Origin of the sequence: Bradyrhizobium sp. HKCCYLRH2015, assembly GCF_051168215.1 — a bacterium.
Taxonomy (GTDB): Bacteria; Pseudomonadota; Alphaproteobacteria; order Rhizobiales; family Xanthobacteraceae; genus Bradyrhizobium.
The window spans coordinates 106,355-123,935 of sequence record NZ_JBNPUO010000010.1 but is presented as its reverse complement, the minus strand read 5'-3'; the positions used below and the strand labels follow the sequence as shown (position 1 = coordinate 123,935).

Genomic DNA, 17,581 nt, shown 5'->3' with positions numbered 1-17,581 from the left:
GCGGAGAGATGACGGGAATGCAACGCAGGCCGTTCCACAAGGTGCTGATCGCCAACCGCGGCGAGATCGGCTTGCGGATCATGCGCACCGCGCGCCGGCTCGGCTACGGCGTGGTCGCAGTCTATTCCGATGCTGATCATGGTGCGCCGCATGTCCGGCTCGCCGATCAGGCGGTCCGCATCGGCGCGCCACCGCCGGCGCAATCCTATCTGAACATTGCCGCGATCATTGCTGCGGCCAAGGCGAGCGGGGCCGATGCCGTGCATCCCGGCTACGGCTTTCTCGCCGAGAACGAAGGATTCGCGCAGGCCTGCGAGGAGGCGGGGCTGGTCTTCATCGGACCATCGCCGGTGGCGATCGCGGCGATGGGCAACAAGGCCGGCGCCAAGGACATCATGCACCGCGCCGGGGTCCCCTGCGTGCCCGGCTATCAGGGCGAGGACCAGGGCGACGAGGCGATGCTGCGCGAAGCGCGCCGCATCGGCTTTCCCGTGATGATCAAGGCCGTGGCCGGTGGAGGTGGCCGCGGCATGCGGCTGGTGACGGATGCGGACGCCTTTCCCGACCTGCTGCGCAGCGCACGCTCGGAAGCCGCGACGGCGTTCGGCGACGGCACCGTCATCCTCGAGAAGGCGATCGCCAATCCGCGCCACATCGAGATCCAGGTGTTCGGCGATTCGTTCGGCAATGCCGTCCATCTCGGCGAGCGCGACTGCTCGGTACAGCGGCGGCATCAGAAGCTGATCGAGGAGGCGCCGTCGCCGGCGGTCGGGCCGGAGCTGCGCGCGCGCATGGGCGCGGTGGCGGTGCAGGCGGTGAAGGCGCTGGGCTATGAGGGAGCGGGTACGCTGGAATTCCTGCTCGACGGCGACGGGCAGTTCTACTTCATGGAGATGAACACGCGGCTGCAGGTCGAGCATCCCGTGACAGAGGCCTTGACGGGACTCGATCTCGTCGAATGGCAATTGCGCGTCGCCGCCGGCGAGCCGCTGCCGTTACGCCAGGAGCAGATCAGCTTCTCGGGTCATGCGATCGAGGTGCGACTATGCTCCGAGGATGCGGCGCACGACTTCATGCCGCAGTCCGGGCGGATGGCGCTGTGGCAGATGCCCGAGACGATCCGGGTCGAGCATGCGCTGGAGTCCGGCGCGGAGATCCCGCCCCATTACGATTCGATGATCGCCAAGCTGATCAGCCATGCTGCGACTCGTGAGGAGGCGCGCGCAAGGCTGATCGCCGGATTGGAGCAGGCCGTTGCCTTGGGCGTCCCGACCAACCGGGCCTTCCTGATGTCCTGCCTGCGGCATCCGGCCTTCGCCGCGGGCAAGGCGACCACCGCATTCATCGCGGCGCATCGCGACGAGCTGCGTGCGCCGGCCGCCGAAGCGGCAGACCTCGCGCTGGGCGCGCTGCTGCTCTCCGTCAGCCATCCGCTCGCGCATCCCGTCCGCCGCGGCCGCTCGCTCGCGGCTGCCTTCGCGACGCCGCTCCGGTTCGAGATCGCCGGCGAGGTGGCCGAGTGCGAGCTGCTGCGCGAGCGTGACGGAATCTATCGCGTGACACGTGGCGATGCAGAGCATCGTTTCGACATCGTATCGCTCACGGATGATACGATCCGCGTTCGTCACGCCGAGATCGTCGAGAGCGTGCGCTTCGTCCGCGACAACGATCGGCTGTTCGTCCAGCATCGCGGCCAGACGCTGGCGCTGCGCGACGTGACGTTGGCCAGGCCGCAATCCTCAGCGGCTGGCGGCGGTGATGGCAGGGTTCGCGCGGCGTTGAATGGTCGTGTGGTCGCGGTGCTGGTGAAGCCGGGCGACAGCGTGGCTGTGGGACAGCCGGTGGTGACGCTCGAGGCGATGAAGATGGAGCACGTCCACACCGCCGGCATCGCTGGAACGGTGACCGCGATCGAGGTTGCCGAGGGCGACCAGGTGACGACGGGCCGGATCGTGGCGGAGATTGCGGCCTGATCGTCGGGCAGGGGAGTGAGCTACGGGAAGATCTGCGACGAAGGCAATCATTGCTTGTCGCAGCGCGTGTGTGCCGACATCTTACGGCTGGCTCGGTGCACCTCTCCCCGCCCGCGGCAAGCGGGGAGAGGCCGGATTGCATCGTCAGATGCAATCCGGGTGAGGGGGGTACAGGTCTATCCACGTATACTTCTCGTGCGGCTGCCCTCACCCCACCCCTCTCCCCGTAAGAACGGGGCGAGGGAGCCTACCGTCCGTGCCGAAATGGCTCGTTTCTCGTCTCTGCGCGTGTCTCGTCTCCAGCTGTTTGCAAACGAATTCGTCGCGAAGAAGAAAGTACGCGAACCAGCGGGGATTTAAGCTCGGTCGCTTGCGACTCTCACTCGTGCAACTGACGGCGTAGCGCCGCGACCAGCCGCGACGTCTGGAACGGCTTCGACAGCAGCGGTGCCGTGGCGAATTCCTCCGGGCATTGATCGACGGAATAGCCGGTGACGGCGACGAAGGGCACGCCGGCCGCCGCCAAGGCGCGCGCGATCGGCGCCGATGTTTCCTGCCCGAGATTGACGTCGAGCACGGCAAGATCGCAATGATTCAGCTCCAGCAGATGGAGGGCCTTGTGCACGGTCGGAGCCACGCCGACCACCGTGAATCCGGCGGCTTCGAGCTCGACCGCGAGGTCGAAGCCGATCATGGGATCGTCCTCGACGATCAGGAGATGAGTCTTCTCACTGGCGCGCATGATGACGGTCGCGGCAGAGGCGTTGCAGGGGGCACCTCAGGTGCCAGCGCAGTCCGGCCGGCAGGAACTCGACCTCGACCGTTCCATCCAGGCCGGCGCGCACCAGGTCGGAAATCACCCGGCTGCCGAAACCGGTGTGCTCCGGCGGCGCGACCTCAGGCCCGCCGCTCTCGACCCAGGTCATGTCGAAGCTGTCATCGATGCGCAGCCAGCGGATCGCGATCCGTCCGTCGTCGTTCGACAGCGCACCATATTTGGCGGCGTTGGTGGCGAGCTCGTGAACCGCCATGCCGATCGACTGCGCGGCCTCCGGCGTCAGCTCGATCGATGGTCCGTCGATCGCGATGCGGTTGCCGATCAGGTCGTTGAACGCGCCGAGTTGCGAGCGGACGAGCCCGTCGAGCGGAATGAAACGCCAATCGTTCTGAATCAGGAGATCCTGATTGCTCGCGATCGCCTGCAGGCGCTCCAGAAAGCGGTTGAGGTCGAGCTGGCGGCCGTGACGGGTCATCTGCCGGGCGATCGCCTGCACCAGCGACAGCAGGTTCTTGCTGCGGTGGTTCACCTCGGCCAGCAAGGTGCGCAACTGCTCCCTTGTCTGGCGCTTGTCGGTGATGTCACGCACGATCTTGGAGGCGCCGATGATGCGGCCGCTGGAATCCCGGACCGGCGAAACCGTTACCGATACGTCGATGAGCGCGCCATCCTTGCGCAGGCGGATGGTCTCGAAATTGTCGATGATCTCGCCGGACAGCACGGTGGCAAGGATCCGGTCCTCCTCGGCCTGGCGCTCCTGCGGGATGATCGTGCGGATCGAGTGGTTGATCATCTCGCCTTCCGAGAAGCCGAAGATGCGTTCGGCGCTCTTGTTCCAGCTGGTGATCGTGCCGTCCAGCGTCTTGCTGACGACGCCGTCCGAGGACGAGGCGACGATGGCCGCGAGCATCGCCGACGCACGCTCGGCCTTCTTCGACAGCGTGACGTCGCGGATGATTTTGGAGATGCCGACGATCACGCCGGTGCTGCTGCGGATCGGTGAAAACGTGATGGAGACCTCGATCGGGCGTCCCGGCTTGGTCAGCCGGACGGTCTCGAAGCTCTCGATCGCTTCGCCCGCGTTGACCCTGGCGCGCAAGGCGCTCGCTTCTTCTGCCAGCTCGGGGGGTATGATCTCGGAGACGGGTCTGCCGATCATTTCAGCCGCGGTGAACCCCAGCATCCGTTCGCTAGCCGCATTCCAGCTGCGGATGATACCGTCTGCGGTGGTGCCGACAATGGCGTCGGCCGAGCACTCCACGATCGCCGCCAGATAGGCCGTATCGTCGTCGGTTACGCGTGGGGCGGGGGAGGCGCCGGGCATTCCGTGCACGTCGCAGGCTCCTTGCTAACAGGTCGACAGAGAAGACGCCGCGCGCGGGATTACCAACTTGTTTGTGTACAAATGCAAGGGCTATCTCGATCGCTGCTTGTTGTTGGTTTTTCCGGCAACGAGGACAGGACGGCTTGCCGCCAGCAGACCCCCCAGGGGCCGTGCGACGTGCTCCAGCTCACGACGGCGAACACCAAGAACGCAGGCTTGGGCGGTTTGTTCCAAGGGATCCTGTTAAATTGCCGCCGAACCGGCGCCAGGGTGCGCTTGCAGCCGGACGCCGCCGGCCGGGGGCTGCGGCTCAACCCATTGGCGAATGTGGCCTTAACTACTTCCTCAGGCTGAGAATGTAGCCTGCCAGGTCGGCCGCATCATTCGCACTGAGCGGATTGTTGGCCATCGTTGCGTGGGGAAGCAGGAGGAACTTGGTCAGCATCTCCTTCGTCACGTCGTCCCTGGCCGCGATGGCGACGAACGGCCGGGCGCGCCGGAACTTGGTCGGCTTGGTGGCCACCGCGTGGCAGGCGGCGCACCAGCGCTCGGCGAGCTGGCGGCCGTGGTCGAGATCCTCGGCGGCCGCCGGAGCGGAGAGCAGGACCAGCAGCAGCAGCGATGGTACGGAGGCACGTCGCACGCCCGGTTCTCCTCACAGCGGCTGGTCGTCGTCGGTCGACGGCTGGTCCTGCAGCGAGACGATGTCACCGCCGCCGAACTCGTCTTCTGGGGGCGGATAGACCCACATGTGGTCGCGCACGCTCCTGACGCCCTGGACGCTCTTGGCCGCCACGATCGCCGTGGCCCGCTCCTTCTCGTTGCGCACCGCCCCCGTGAGATGCGCGATGCCGTTGCGGACGACGACGTTGAAGCGGCAATGCTTGCAGGCGGCCTGGTCGAGTGAATCGAGGATGGCGCTGCGGATGCCGTCATCGTCGGGGGTGGGGCCCGGAACGGCAGTGGCGAGGTCGGCCACGGTTTGCAGGAAATCCGTATGTGTCACCACGCCGGCCAGCCGGTCGCCACTCACCACCGGGAGACGCTTGATGTTGCGCTTTTCCATGATCTCGGCGATCTCCGCCAGGCTGGCATCGGCGCTGACGGTGACCGGAGGCTGGCTCATGATGTCGCCGACCGTCCGGCCGTGGGAATGGACGAAGTCGGCGCCGATGCGACCGCGGCCGACCAGGAGGTCGAGCCAGCGGCCTTGCCTGCGCTCGGTGCCGAGCTCGGCGCGGCGCAGGAAATCACCGTCCGTCACCATGCCGACGAGCGTGCCGGACGCGTCGACCACCGGCAGCCCGCCGATGTGGTTGTGCAGCATGATCCGCGCTGCCTCGGCCACCGGGGTTCCGGGCGTCACCGCGATCACGGATCTGGTCATGATTTGATGAGCGCGCATGTCGTCGTCTCGTGCAATCGCTACGGTCGCAATCGATGGAGAATAGCTCCGCGGCATCGCGCGCGCTTGACCAGGATCAATCCGAGGTCGTGCCGCCCTACACGATCCTTGACGTCTTGTTGCCCCAATAGCGGTCGCGCAGCAGGCGCTTGTAGAGCTTGCCGGTCGGCAGCCGCGGCAGCTCCTTCTCGAAATCGATCGAGCGCGGCACCTTCTGCCGCGACAGCGACTGCCGGCAGAACGCGATCAGCTCCTCTTCCAGCTCAGGCCCGGGCATGATGCCCGACATCGGCTGGACCACCGCCTTCACCTCCTCGCCGAGATCGGGATTGGGCACGCCGAACACGGCGGCATCGGCGACCTTCGGATGCGTGATCAGCAGGTTCTCGCATTCCTGCGGGTAGATGTTCACGCCGCCGGAGATGATCATGAAGGTGGCGCGGTCGGTGAGATAGAGATAGCCGTCGGCATCGACATAGCCGACGTCGCCCACGGTGCTCATGCTGCCGTCGGCCGAACGGGCCTCCTTGGTGCGCTCGGGGTCGTTGAAGTATTCGAACGGCGAGCCCGTCTTGAACCACACCGTGCCGGCGGTCCCGACCGGGCAAGGCTGCATGTTTTCGTCGAGGATGTGCAGGTCGCCGAACAGCACCTTGCCGACCGTGCCGCGATGCGCGAGCCATTCCGCGCTGTCGCAGGCGGTGAAGCCGAGGCCTTCGGTGGCGCCATAATATTCGTGGATGATCGGCCCCCACCATCTGATCATGTCCTCCTTGACCTGCGCCGGGCAGGGCGCTGCGGCGTGGATTGCGACCTCGAGCGAGGAGAGGTCGTAGCGGGTCCGAACGTCCTCCGGCAGCTTGAGCATGCGCGAGAACATCGTCGGCACCAATTGGGTGTGCGTGATGCCCCATTGCTCGACGAGCTGGAGATAACGCTCGGGATCGAACGTCTCCATGATGATGGCGGTGCCGCCGACGCGGATGGTGAGGTTGACCGCGGCCTGCGGCGCGGAGTGATAGAGCGGCGCCGGCGACAGGTAGATCATGCCCTCGCGGTAGCGCCACAGCCTTTCCAGGAAGTCGAAGATCGGAAGCTGCTGCACCGGCGGCTGCTCGGGCAGCGGCCGCAGGATGCCCTTCGGCCGGCCCGTGGTGCCGGAGGAGTACAGCATTGCGGTGCCGACGCATTCGTCGGCGATCGGCGTCGCCGGCAGGCCGGCTGTGGCCTCGGCGAGGCCGACGATCCCCTCGCTCTCGCCTGCGCCATCGGCGACGATGCACAGCTCGATGCCGGGCGCCTCCTTCAGCGCCTCGCGCGCGACGTCGAGCTTGGCGAGGGAAGTGATCAGGAGCCGCGACCGGCTGTTATTGAGGATGTAGGTCAGCTCGCCGGGCGTGAGGTAGGAGTTCACGCAGGTGAAATACAGCCCGGAGCGCTCGCCGGCGCCGCACGCCTCCAGATAGCGGCTGTTGTTCTCCATGAAGATCGAATAGTGGTCGAGCCGCTTCAGGCCGCGTTGGCGGAACAGATGCGCCAGCCGGTTGCTGCGCGCCTCCAGCTCGCGATAGGTCACCGCCTCGCCGGTCGAGGCCATGATGAAGGCAGGCTGCAGTGGGCGCAGCCGGGCGTGCTTGCCGGTGTACATGTGTCCTCCTGCCGATGCGCGCAGCTCGCCGCGGCGCGCGGGCGGGAGGCGCCTGCCGCGGCACCTCGGCATGGCGACGCGATGCAGACGATGCTGCCTCACGCGTCCAGGCGGTTTCCGTCCCTGCGCACCATCCCGGCGGGACGGCTCGTTGTTTGGCGCGAATGTAGCGGAGGAGCCCGCCTCTCTCAACATGGCTGTCAGCCGATTGACCGAGGCGGGAAGGGGATGGGCGCGGCCGGGGTTCTGGCATAACATGAGCGCGCATTCCAACGAATGACATCTCAAGACCAAGACATGCGGGGAGAGACCATATGAAATCGGGTTTGCTGGCTTTTGCAGCCGTCGGTGCGCTGCTGGCGTCGGCGCCGGCGTCGGCACAGGTCAAGATCGGCATCCTCAATGACCAGTCCGGCGTCTATGCCGACTACGGCGGCAAATATTCCGTCGAAGCGGCCAAGATGGCGATCGAGGATTTCGGCGGCGAGGTGCTGGGGCAGAAGGTCGAGCTGGTCACCGCCGACCACCAGAACAAGCCCGATCTCGCCTCCACGATCGCGCGGCGCTGGTACGACACCGAGGGTGTCGACATGATCACCGAGCTGACGACGTCCTCGGTCGCGCTGGCGATCCAGGAGCTGTCGAAGGAGAAGAAGAAGATCGACATCGTCGTCGGCGCCGCGACCTCGCGCATCACAGGCGATGCCTGCACGCCCTACGGCTTCCACTGGGCCTATGACACCCGCGCGCTCGCGGTCGGCACCGGCGGCGCGCTGGTCGAATCCGGCGGCGACACCTGGTTCTTCATGACCGCCGACTACGCCTTCGGCTATGCGCTCGAGAAGGACACCAGCGACATCGTGACGTCGAAGGGCGGCAAGGTGCTGGGCTCGGTGCGCATCCCGCTCAACTCGTCGGACTTCTCCTCCTTCCTGCTGCAGGCGCAGAGCTCGAAGGCCAAGATCATCGGGCTTGCCAATGCCGGCCTCGACACCACCAACTCGATCAAGCAGGCGGCCGAGTTCGGCATCGTCAAGGGCGGGCAGAAGCTCGCCGGCCTGCTGATGACCCTGTCCGAGGTGCATGGCCTCGGGCTGGAGGCGGCGCAGGGCCTGATCCTCACCGAAGGCTTCTACTGGGATCGTGACGACAAGTCCCGCGCCTTCAGCGAGCGCTTCATGAAGCGCACCGGCCGGATGCCGAGCATGATCCACGCCGGCACCTATTCCGCGACCTTGTCCTATCTGAAGGCGGTGAAGGCCGCCGGAACCAAGGACTCCGACGCGGTGGCTGCGAAGCTGAAGGAGCTGCCGGTCGACGACGCCTTTGCTCAAGGCAAGGTGCTCGCCAACGGTCGCATGGTCCACGACATGTATCTGTTCGAGGTCAAGAAGCCGTCGGAATCGAAGAAGCCGTGGGACTACTACAAGCAGCTCGCCACGGTGCCCGGCGACAAGGCGTTCTTCACCGCCAAGGAGAGCGGCTGCCCGCTGACGAAGTAGGCCCGTCCCACCACCGGTGTGGTCCCGGCTCGGGGCCGGGACCACAGCAGTGCATGCGGAAATCAGCCGTGCAGCATGCGCCAGAGAATGGCGATGAGCGCGCCGACCAGCAGCGCCGAGGCGGCGAGCGCCTGCACGCCGAAGCCGGGGCCGCGCTTCTCCGCGGCCTTGGCGTAGGACAACATGTACATCGCGCGGCCCGCGATCCAGACGAGGCCGATCAGGGCCGCGATCGTGTCGCTGACATAGATCGCGAACAGCCACAGCGCCGGCAGGAAGATCGGCAGCCATTCCAGCGTATTCACCTGCACGCGATAGGTGCGCTCGAAATCGAGATTGCCGGTGACGGCCGGCGCCTTCACGCCGAACCGGGCGCGCGCCTGCGCGACGCGGACCGCCATGTAGAAATACAGCATGAGCGCGAGCACGGTGACGAGTGCGGTGAAATGATACATGCGCGGTTCCCCCTGATGGCGGCCTGTTAATATCCCGTCAGCTCGAGATAGCCCACCCCGGTGTGGCTGCCCTTGAAGCTGATCGGTCCCTCCCAATACGGCACGCGGGTGCCCATCCAGGCCTTGGGGTTGAGCGGCGCGGTGTCGATGGCGATGCCGAGCGCGGCGATCTCGACGCGCCAGCCGACCGGCAGCTTGCGCTCGCCGATCGTGACCGTCTCCTTTGGTGTCATCACGATGCCGTCGGGACCGAGCGCCTGCGAGGCGCCGTCCGTTGGGATCCAGGTGCCGGACGTATAGTCGCCATTGCCCTGCCGCATCCGGTACAGCATCAGCTTCTCGCCGCCGGAAAAATGCAGCGCGAACCAGTCCCAGCCGCTCTGGTCGGCGGCCAGCGGCTGGCTGCTCCATTCGCGGTCGAGCCAGGCTTGGCCCGAGACCTCGACCGGCGTGCCGTCGAAGCTGATGCGGCCGCGGGCGCGGTAGAACGGCTGGCTGTAGTAGTACGAGGCCTGGCCGCGCTCGGACTTGCGGCTGTAGCCGCCGATGCCCTGCAGCACCACGGGACGATCGGCCTCCAGATGCAGCGCGTAGGAGAAGTCCGGCCCGGCGGCGCCCATGTCGAGCGGCGCCAGCGATCGATCGTCGGTCGCGGCGGTACCGCGCAGTTGCCAATCATCGATCCAGGCCTGGAACGGCTTGGCCTCGACGCCGGCCTGGCCGACACCGCCGCGTGCGAACTTTTCCGTCGAGCGGTGGCTGTCGGCGCGCGTCACGGCGGCATGCGCCATCCAGAGCTGCTGATTGTCGAAACCTTCGGCTTGCGGGCCCGGCCGCGCCGCCGAGCGGAACAGCGTCCATTGCAGGCCGTAGGCCTTGCCGTTGGCGTCGCTGAGATTCGCGGTGACATACCACCATTCGATGCGGAAATGGTCGTGCGGGCCGTGGTCAGCGGGGAAGCTGAACTCTCGTCCCGGCGTCACCGGCGCAAAGCCCTCGGCGCTGTCGCTCAGGCCCGCAAAGCCCTGCGCGCGCGCGAGCCGCGGCAGCGCCAGCAGGCCGAGCCCGCCGATCAGCCCGCGCCGCGTGATGATCGCTCTAGCGCTCAATGGTGAAGGTCCTGACCAGATCGGCCGGCTGCATCCGCGCCAGCCGCAGCACCGGCAGCAGCGAGGCGATCACCGCCGCCACCAGCGTGACGATCAGCAGCCGGATGAGCTGCAGCGGAAACACGTCGAACGGCAGCCGCCAGCCGAACGCCTTGACGTTGACGATCGCGATCAGGCACCACGCCACGACCAGCCCGAGCGGCAGCGCCAGCAGCGCGGTCAACCCGGCGAGCGACAGCGTCTTCAGCAGCTCGACCTCGGCGAGCCGCCGCCGCGTCAGCCCGATCGCCCAGAGCGGTGCGAGCTGCGGCAGCCGCGAGTTCGCGAGGGTCAGCAGGCTGGTCAGCAGCGCGATCGCGGCGACGCCCAGCGTGAAGGTGTTGAGCGCGCCGGTGACCGCGAAGGTGCGGTTGAAGATCTGCTTCGACTCCTGCTTCACGGTCGCCTGGTCGATGACATTGCGGCCGTCCAGGCCGAACTTGTCGGTGAGAGCAGCGATCAGCCCCGGCACGTCGGCCGGCGCCGCGCGCACGGCCATGCGCGTGATCGGCGTCGCCGGGAAACGGCGCGTCAGCGCGGCGACGTTGACCGTGACCTGGCCCTTCGGATTGCCATAGTCGGCATAGATACCCGCGACAGTGATGCGCCAATCGCCGGTCGGCGCGGCGATGTCGATAGTGTCGCCGACAGACAGATTGAGCCGCCGCGCCAACTGCTCGCTGACGAAGCCGGCGTCGCCGCGCACCAGCTGCTTCCACGCGTTGGCGCCGGCCTGCAGCAGCGGCCAGTGCGCGCGATAGGTGTCGTGATCGGGCAGGCCGAGCACATCGATCGGCGCGCCCGCCAACTGCGTCTCGGCGCGGCCGCCGGGCAGCACGGCCTGCACCTCAGGCCGTGTACGCAGCCAGCTTTGAATCTCGCGCGCCTGCGCCTCGTCCGCTGCGCTGATGTAGACGTCGGCGGCGAGCCGGCCGTCGAGCCAGACCAAGAAGGTGCGGCTGAAGGTCTCGACCATCGTCGCGACGCCGACATTGACGGCGAGCGCCAGCAGCAGCGCCATCAGCGCCAGCGACAGGCCCGAGATCTGCTGGCGGCTGTCGGCCCAGAACCACTGCGCCAGCGCCGTCCGCGCGCCGCGCTCGCCGAGCCGCAGCACGAGCTCCAGGACCGCCGGCAGCAGCAGCGCGGCACCGAGCATCATCGCCGCGAGCACGCCGAAGCCGGCCAGCAGCGATTGTCCGAGCCACAGCAGCAGACCTGCTGTGACGAAGAAGGCGAGCGCGATGGCGCTCTGCAGCCGCAGCCAGCGCCGCTGCGCCTCCTGCCACGCATAGGGCTGCGCGGTGGAGAGGCTCGGCAGCCGCATCGATTTGATCAGGCTCGTGGTCGCGGCTGCGAGCGCGCCGGCGATGCTGATGACGAGGCCCGCAAGCCACCATTCCGGCTGCAGGCTCAGTTCGCCCGGCACCTGCGCGCCATACAGCCCGCGCAGCGATGCCGCTACGTTCGGCAGCAGCGCGGCGGCGATGATGTAGCCGCACACCAGCCCGGCCAGGCCCGCAACCAAGGCAAAGCCGATGAGCTCGCCGATCAGCACGCCATTGAGCTGCCGCGCCGACACGCCGCAGGCGCGCAAGGTGCGCAGCACCGGCAGCCGCTGCTCGAAGGCGAGGCCGATGGCGGAATTGACGATGAACAGGCCGACGACGAACGACAGCAGGCCGAAGGCGGTGAGGTTGAGGTGGAAGCTGTCGGTCAGCCGCTCCAGGTCGGTCTCGGCCTCCGGCTGCAGGAGCTGTAGCCGGCCGCCGGCGAATGACCGCAACGGCGGCAATTGACCGGCCGCCTTGCCGACGAGCAGCCGCGACATCTGGCCGGGCTTGTCGAGCAGCCGCTGCGCGTCGCTGATATCGACCACGAGCACGCCGGGCGCGAGCTGCTGCTGCGCCATCACGGGCGGCAGCAGCGCGTCGTTGCTGAGCCGCGGCGTTGCGCCGTCCTTGAGGCCGAGATCGGCCAGCGTCTCCGGCGAGATCAGCGTGCGATGCGGCGGCGTCAGGAACGCCTCGAGCTCGCTGCGCCCGACCCTCGGCGCATCGCCGACCTCCCGGGGGATGCTGAACGGCTCGATGCCGAGCAGCCGCAGCGAATGGCCGTCGATCTGCACGCGGCCCTCCAGCACCGGCGACACCGGCCAGCCGGCGCGGCGCAATTCCGCGAACACGCTCTGCGGCAGCATCTTGCCGTCGGTCGCGACCAGCATCGGCGTGCGCGCGCCGCCGAAGATCGCGGCGGCGCGATCATACGAGCTGCGGGCCTGCTGATTCAGCGCCTGCACGCCGCTCCACAGCGCGGTCGCCGAGATCAGCCCGATCAGCAAGGTCGCGAGCTGCATCGGATGCCGGCGCCAGTGGCTGAGCAGCACCGCTAATATCCACAGCGCGCGTCTCATGCGATGCGTCCGGCATGCAGGTGGACGTGACGGTCGAGCATCGCCGCGAGCCGCGCGCTGTGCGTCACCATCAGGAAGCCGCAGCCGGTGCGCGCGACGAGGTCGCGCGTCAGCGCCATCACCTCGTCGGCGGTGTCCTCGTCGAGGTTGCCGGTCGGCTCGTCAGCAAGCAGCAGCGTCGGCTTGATCGCCAGCGCGCGGCCGATCGCGACGCGCTGCTGCTGCCCGCCCGACAATTGCTCGGGATAGCGCTTGAGCAGCGGCTTCAGCCCGAGCCGCTCGACCAGCTCGCTGTGCCACGCCGGATCATGCCGACCGGCCAGCCGCGCCTGGAAACTGAGATTGTCCTGCACCGACAGGCTCGGCACCAGGTTGAACTGCTGGAACACGAGGCCGAGCCGCTCGCGCCGGACCGCCGCGCGTGCCGAATCGTCGAGCGCGCCGACCGCAGCGCCGTCCAGCAGGATGTCGCCACTGTCGGCGGCATCGAGCCCGGCGATCAAATGCAGCAGCGTGCTCTTGCCGGAGCCGGATTCGCCGGTCAGTGCGACGCGCTCGCCGGAGGAGACGTCGAGGTCGACGCCACGCAGAACATGGATCGTTTCGCCGCCGGATCGATAGGATTTGGTGAGATGACGGACGCTGAGCACGGGCATGATCGGGGTTGTTGCGTCACAACATAACAAGGGCCAACGCGAACATCACGTGCTCGTTCTTCGCGACGCCGCTGATGTGATGCCGGCCGCGCGCAATCAGGTTGCGAGGGTATCGCGATGCAGCCCAAGAGGGCGAATTCCCGCGTTGCAGCAACAACTTAGCGCGCGAGCCGGTTGCCTGCGGAGCCGCTTCGTGGGTAGCATCGTCGAAACGCCCGGATGACAGGGACGGATCATGACAGAACGGGGAACGACCATGGCCGCGCCGACGACGCTGAAGGGCACATCCCGCGCAAGCGCGACCCCGAAGGGGGCCTGGAAGATCACCTTCCTGCTGTTCCTGTTCATGCTGGTGAACTTCGCCGACAAGATCGTGGTCGGGCTCGCCGGCGTGCCGATCATGACCGAGCTCAATCTGAATGCCGAGCAGTTCGGCCTGCTCGGATCGTCCTTCTTCTTCCTGTTCTCGATCTCCGCCATCGTCGTCGGCTTCGTCGTCAACAAGGTGCCGACGCGCTGGGTGCTGCTGGTGCTCGCGCTGATCTGGGCGGTGGCGCAATTCCCGATGGTCGGCACCGTCGGCTTCACCACGCTGCTGATCTGCCGCGTCATTCTCGGCGCCGGCGAAGGCCCCGCGGCGTCCGTCGCGGTTCACGCCGTCTACAAATGGTTTCCCGATGAGAAACGGGCGATGCCGACCGCGATCCTGTCACAGGGGTCGGCGTTCGGTGTCATCCTCGCGGTGCCCGCGCTGAACTGGATCATCGTGAATCATGGCTGGCATTATGCCTTTGGCGCGCTCGGCGTGGTCGGGCTGATGTGGAGCGTGGCGTGGCTGTGGCTGGGCAAGGAAGGGCCGCTGGCCGAGGTCGAGCTCGCCGGCCTGCGCGAGCAGCGCGTCCCGTATCTGCAATTGCTGACGTCGCGCACCTTCGTTGGTTGCGTTGCCGCGACCTTCGGCGCCTATTGGGCGCTGTCGCTCGGGCTCACCTGGTTCACGCCGTTCCTGGTGAAGGGGCTCGGCTTCTCGCAGCAGCAGGCCGGCTTCATCTCGATCCTGCCCTGGATCTTCGGCGCGTGCGTCGTGCTGACCACGGGCTTTGTGTCGCAGACGCTGATGGCGCGCGGCGTATCCACCCGCATGGCCCGCGGCGTGCTCGGCGCGACGCCGCTCGTGATCGGCGGCGCCCTGATGGCGATGATGCCGCATGTCGACGCCGCGTCGGCCAAGATCGCACTGCTCGTCGTCGGATCGGGATTGTGCGGCTCGATCTACGTCGTCTGCCCGCCGATGATCGGCGAGTTCACCCCGGTCGCGCAGCGCGGCGCCGCCATGGCGATCTACGGCGCGCTCTATACGCTGGCGGGCATCGTGGCGCCGGTGGTGATGGGCAAGATGATCCAGGCCTCCGGCAGCCTGCTCGAAGGCTACATGTCCGGCTTCACCATCAACGCCGTGATCATGGTGATCTCGGGCCTGCTCGGCCTGGCGTTGCTCTGGCCGAACAGCGAACGCGCCCGCCTGCAGGCGCAGCAGGCTGCCGCGCCGGAATTTGCGTGATACAACCCCTGTCAGGGGTCATCAGGAGGCGGCCTCGCATTCATCCTTGCTGAGGTCCTGCACGATGCGCCTGTTCTATCATATGCTGCACTACTGGCGCGGTGCGCGATGCCTGAAGATCGAGGACTTCCCAGGCGCCATCCTCCACTTCAGCAAGGTGATCCAGCTCAACCCGCGCAACTATTACGCCTACCATAATCGTGGCGTCGCCCTTCAGGGCATGGGAAGCCACGCCAGTTCGATCGCGGATTTCGGCCTGGCCCTCAAGCTGAAGCCGAACGCGCAGACATTCGGCGCCCGGGGCGTGTCGCGGAAACTCCTTGGCGACTTCGACGGCGCCTTTGATGACCAGTCGCGAGCTCTCGCTCTCGACCCCAGGGTCGCCGCGGCTCATGGCGAACTCGCGTTCCTTCATCACGTGAAGGGCGATTCGGATCGCGCGATCGTCGAGAGCACGACGGCGATCGGCCTCGCACCCAATGACCCCATCATGCAGAGGGGGCGTGGCTATATCCAGTTTTGCCGCGGCAGGTTCGATGCCGCGGCAGCGGACATGGAAAGATCGCTCGCGCTCGAGTTCGATCCCTATGCGGTTCTGTTTCTTTACCTGTCGCTCGCCCGGTTGTCGGGGCGCGCCAGGCCGGACCTCGCCGCTGTCGCATCGCGCTGGACTGCGGCGCAGTGGCCTGGACCGGTGTTCGATCTGCTGATGGAGCGTTCGACGGCGCAGCAGTTGCTGAATGCGACCGCAACGGCTCCCGAACAGGCTGAAGCCTATTTCTACATCGGTGAGTGGCATCTGTTGAACGGCCGCCACGACGAGGCCGCACGGGCACTGGAGATCGCCCTGCGCTCGTTGCCGCCATGGTTCAACGAATACTCGGCCGCACGATCCGAGCTTGCAAGGCTCGCCGAGACGGTCGCCGCGGCCAGTTGATGTCTCAGCTCACACGGCGCGCCCCCCTGACCAGCCGCCCCGGCCGTGCGCCGGTGGCCTCGCCGTGGCGGCGCGTGACCACGCCGGACACGATCGTCGCGTCGTAGCCGTCGACCTCCTGCATCAGGCGGCGGCCGCCGACCGGCAGGTCGTAATGCACTTTCGGCGGATGCAGGTGCAGCCGGTCGTAGTCGATGACGTTGACGTCCGCCTTGTAGCCCGGCGCGATCAGGCCGCGATCGTCGAGGCCGACGGAGAGTGCGGTCTTGCGCGACTGCGCGGCGACGACGAAGGGAATCGACAGCCTGTCGCCGCGCTTGCGGTCGCGGGTCCAGTGCGTGAGCAGATAGGTCGGGAAGCTGGCATCGCAGATGATGCCGCAATGCGCGCCGCCATCGCTGAGGCCGGGCACGCTGCGCGGGTCACGCAGCATCTCGTAGGTGGCATCGAGATTGCCGTCGGAATAGTTGAGGAACGGCACGTAGAGCATGCCGCGCCCGCCGTCCGTGAGCATCGCGTCATAGGCCAGTTCCTCGGGACGAGCGCCGCGCGCACGGGCCTGGGCGCCGAGCGACCGCTCGGGCGGCTGCTCGTAATCCGGCGGATCGCCGAGCAGGTACATCTTGTCGTAGTTCGGCTTGAAGAACAGCGGATCGTCGGTCGCGCTGGCCTGCTCGCTCAGGATCGCCGCACGAACCTGCGGATCGCGCATCCGGGCGACGCGCTCGGCCAGCGGCAGATGCGCGATCGCCTGATAGCTCGGATGCGTCTGCAGCGGGTTGCGCGACAGCTCCAGCCCGAGCAGCAGCCCGACCGGACGCGCCGCGATCTGCGCCGTCACCGACAGGCCGCGCGCAGCGGCGGCGTTGATCTCGGCCAGCGTCCGCCGCCAGCGCTGCGGCGCGCGGTCGTTCTGCGTCACCGAGAACGAGATCGGGCATTTCGTTGCCTCGGCAATGCGCAGCATCATCGGCAGGTCTTCATGGATGGTCGAGATGTCGAGCACGAATTGCAGCACGCTGCGGCCGGCGCCGTGCATGGCCTGCGCGATCGTCGTCAGCTCGTCCTCGCCGGCCTTCAAGGTCGGCGTGTAGTCGCCGGTCGAGGTCCGGTGGTTGAGCGTGCGCGAGGTCGAGAAGCCGAGCGCGCCGGCCTTGACCGCGTCGCGCGCCAGCGCCGCCATCGCGCGGTTGTCGTCGGCGGTGGCCGGATCGCGCCGCGCGCCGCGCTCGCCCATCACATAGACGCGCAGCGCCGCATGCGGCAGTTGCGCGCCGATGTCGAGATCGAATTCACGCTTGCCCAGCCACTCCATGTAGTCCGGAAAGCTCTCCCATTCCCAGGGAATGCCGGCCTCGAGCACCGGCTCGGGGATGTCCTCGACACCCTCCATCAGCTGGATCAGCCGCTGATGGTCAGCCGGCCGGCACGGCGCGAAGCCGACGCCGCAATTGCCCATGATCGCTGACGTGACGCCGTTCTGCGACGACGGCGAGATGTCGTGGCTCCAGGTGACCTGGCCGTCGTAATGGGTGTGGACGTCGACGAAGCCGGGCGTGACCAGCTTGCCCTTGGCGTCGATCTCCTCGCGGCCTGAGGCTGTGACCTTGCCAACCTCGAGGATGCGGCCGTCCGCGATTGCAACATCCGCCTCACGCAGCTCGCCGCCCGAGCCATCGGCAACGGTTCCACCACGGATCACGAGATCTGGCTGGGTCATGGCGTGTCTTCCCCGATATTGTCATTATCGGGACATCATCGATGCATGGACGGTGATGTCA

The 17,581-nt window shown here is 67.2% G+C and carries 14 protein-coding genes; 4 read left to right on the top strand and 10 right to left on the bottom strand.

What is annotated here, in order from left to right:
- Window positions 1–17 precede the first annotated feature (17 nt).
- Window positions 18–1,973, top strand: coding sequence for an acetyl/propionyl/methylcrotonyl-CoA carboxylase subunit alpha (locus tag ACQR1H_RS25590; protein WP_434908442.1), 1,956 nt, complete (start codon window positions 18–20; stop codon window positions 1,971–1,973).
- Between the two features lie 379 nt (window positions 1,974–2,352).
- Here the strand turns inward: ACQR1H_RS25590 and ACQR1H_RS25585 are convergent, their stop codons facing one another.
- From ACQR1H_RS25585 to ACQR1H_RS25565, 5 genes are all read right to left on the bottom strand, one after another.
- Window positions 2,353–2,715: a response regulator gene (locus tag ACQR1H_RS25585; protein ID WP_316218711.1), complete on the bottom strand. Its 363-nt coding sequence runs from the start codon at window positions 2,713–2,715 to the stop codon at window positions 2,353–2,355.
- Window positions 2,702–4,084: a sensor histidine kinase gene (locus ACQR1H_RS25580; RefSeq protein ID WP_316179376.1), complete on the bottom strand. Its 1,383-nt coding sequence runs from the start codon at window positions 4,082–4,084 to the stop codon at window positions 2,702–2,704. Before ACQR1H_RS25580 ends, ACQR1H_RS25585 begins: the two co-directional genes overlap by 14 nt.
- Before the next feature lie 328 nt (window positions 4,085–4,412).
- On the bottom strand, window positions 4,413–4,718 hold the full coding sequence (locus ACQR1H_RS25575; protein WP_316218713.1) for a c-type cytochrome: 306 nt from the start codon (window positions 4,716–4,718) through the stop codon (window positions 4,413–4,415).
- Window positions 4,719–4,730: 12 nt separating this feature from the next.
- Window positions 4,731–5,480: a CBS domain-containing protein gene (locus ACQR1H_RS25570; protein WP_434908381.1), complete on the bottom strand. Its 750-nt coding sequence runs from the start codon at window positions 5,478–5,480 to the stop codon at window positions 4,731–4,733.
- A gap of 97 nt (window positions 5,481–5,577) precedes the next feature.
- A complete protein-coding gene (locus ACQR1H_RS25565) occupies window positions 5,578–7,128 on the bottom strand; it encodes an AMP-binding protein (protein ID WP_434874051.1) in 1,551 nt (516 codons plus the stop codon).
- Window positions 7,129–7,442: 314 nt separating this feature from the next.
- On the opposite strand from ACQR1H_RS25565, the gene ACQR1H_RS25560 reads away from it, so the two are divergent.
- Window positions 7,443–8,630 carry an ABC transporter substrate-binding protein gene (locus ACQR1H_RS25560; RefSeq protein WP_434908380.1) on the top strand — a complete coding sequence of 396 codons (1,188 nt, stop codon included), beginning with the start codon at window positions 7,443–7,445 and terminating at the stop codon, window positions 8,628–8,630.
- 62 nt (window positions 8,631–8,692) lie between these two features.
- Here the strand turns inward: ACQR1H_RS25560 and ACQR1H_RS25555 are convergent, their stop codons facing one another.
- From ACQR1H_RS25555 to ACQR1H_RS25540, 4 genes are read right to left on the bottom strand one after another with little or no spacing between them, the layout of a single operon-like run.
- Entirely contained in the window at window positions 8,693–9,085 is a 393-nt protein-coding gene (locus tag ACQR1H_RS25555; RefSeq protein ID WP_315801661.1) for an MAPEG family protein, read from the bottom strand.
- Window positions 9,086–9,111: 26 nt separating this feature from the next.
- Window positions 9,112–10,194 carry a lipocalin-like domain-containing protein gene (locus tag ACQR1H_RS25550; protein ID WP_434908379.1) on the bottom strand — a complete coding sequence of 361 codons (1,083 nt, stop codon included), beginning with the start codon at window positions 10,192–10,194 and terminating at the stop codon, window positions 9,112–9,114.
- A complete protein-coding gene (locus ACQR1H_RS25545; RefSeq protein ID WP_434908378.1) occupies window positions 10,184–12,646 on the bottom strand; it encodes an FtsX-like permease family protein in 2,463 nt (820 codons plus the stop codon). Before ACQR1H_RS25545 ends, ACQR1H_RS25550 begins: the two co-directional genes overlap by 11 nt.
- The gene (locus tag ACQR1H_RS25540) at window positions 12,643–13,302 is read right to left on the bottom strand and encodes an ABC transporter ATP-binding protein (RefSeq protein ID WP_434908377.1); all 660 of its coding nucleotides are present in this window, start codon (window positions 13,300–13,302) and stop codon (window positions 12,643–12,645) included. The genes ACQR1H_RS25545 and ACQR1H_RS25540 overlap by 4 nt, the downstream gene beginning before the upstream one ends.
- Before the next feature lie 256 nt (window positions 13,303–13,558).
- Between ACQR1H_RS25540 and ACQR1H_RS25535 the strand changes: the two genes are divergently transcribed.
- A complete protein-coding gene (locus tag ACQR1H_RS25535; RefSeq protein ID WP_434908441.1) occupies window positions 13,559–14,863 on the top strand; it encodes an MFS transporter in 1,305 nt (434 codons plus the stop codon).
- Window positions 14,864–14,927: 64 nt separating this feature from the next.
- The gene (locus tag ACQR1H_RS25530; RefSeq protein ID WP_434908376.1) at window positions 14,928–15,800 is read left to right on the top strand and encodes a tetratricopeptide repeat protein; all 873 of its coding nucleotides are present in this window, start codon (window positions 14,928–14,930) and stop codon (window positions 15,798–15,800) included.
- A 4-nt stretch (window positions 15,801–15,804) separates the two neighbouring features.
- Here the strand turns inward: ACQR1H_RS25530 and ACQR1H_RS25525 are convergent, their stop codons facing one another.
- On the bottom strand, window positions 15,805–17,520 hold the full coding sequence (locus ACQR1H_RS25525) for an N-acyl-D-amino-acid deacylase family protein (RefSeq protein WP_434908375.1): 1,716 nt from the start codon (window positions 17,518–17,520) through the stop codon (window positions 15,805–15,807).
- Between the last annotated feature and the right edge of the window lie 61 nt (window positions 17,521–17,581).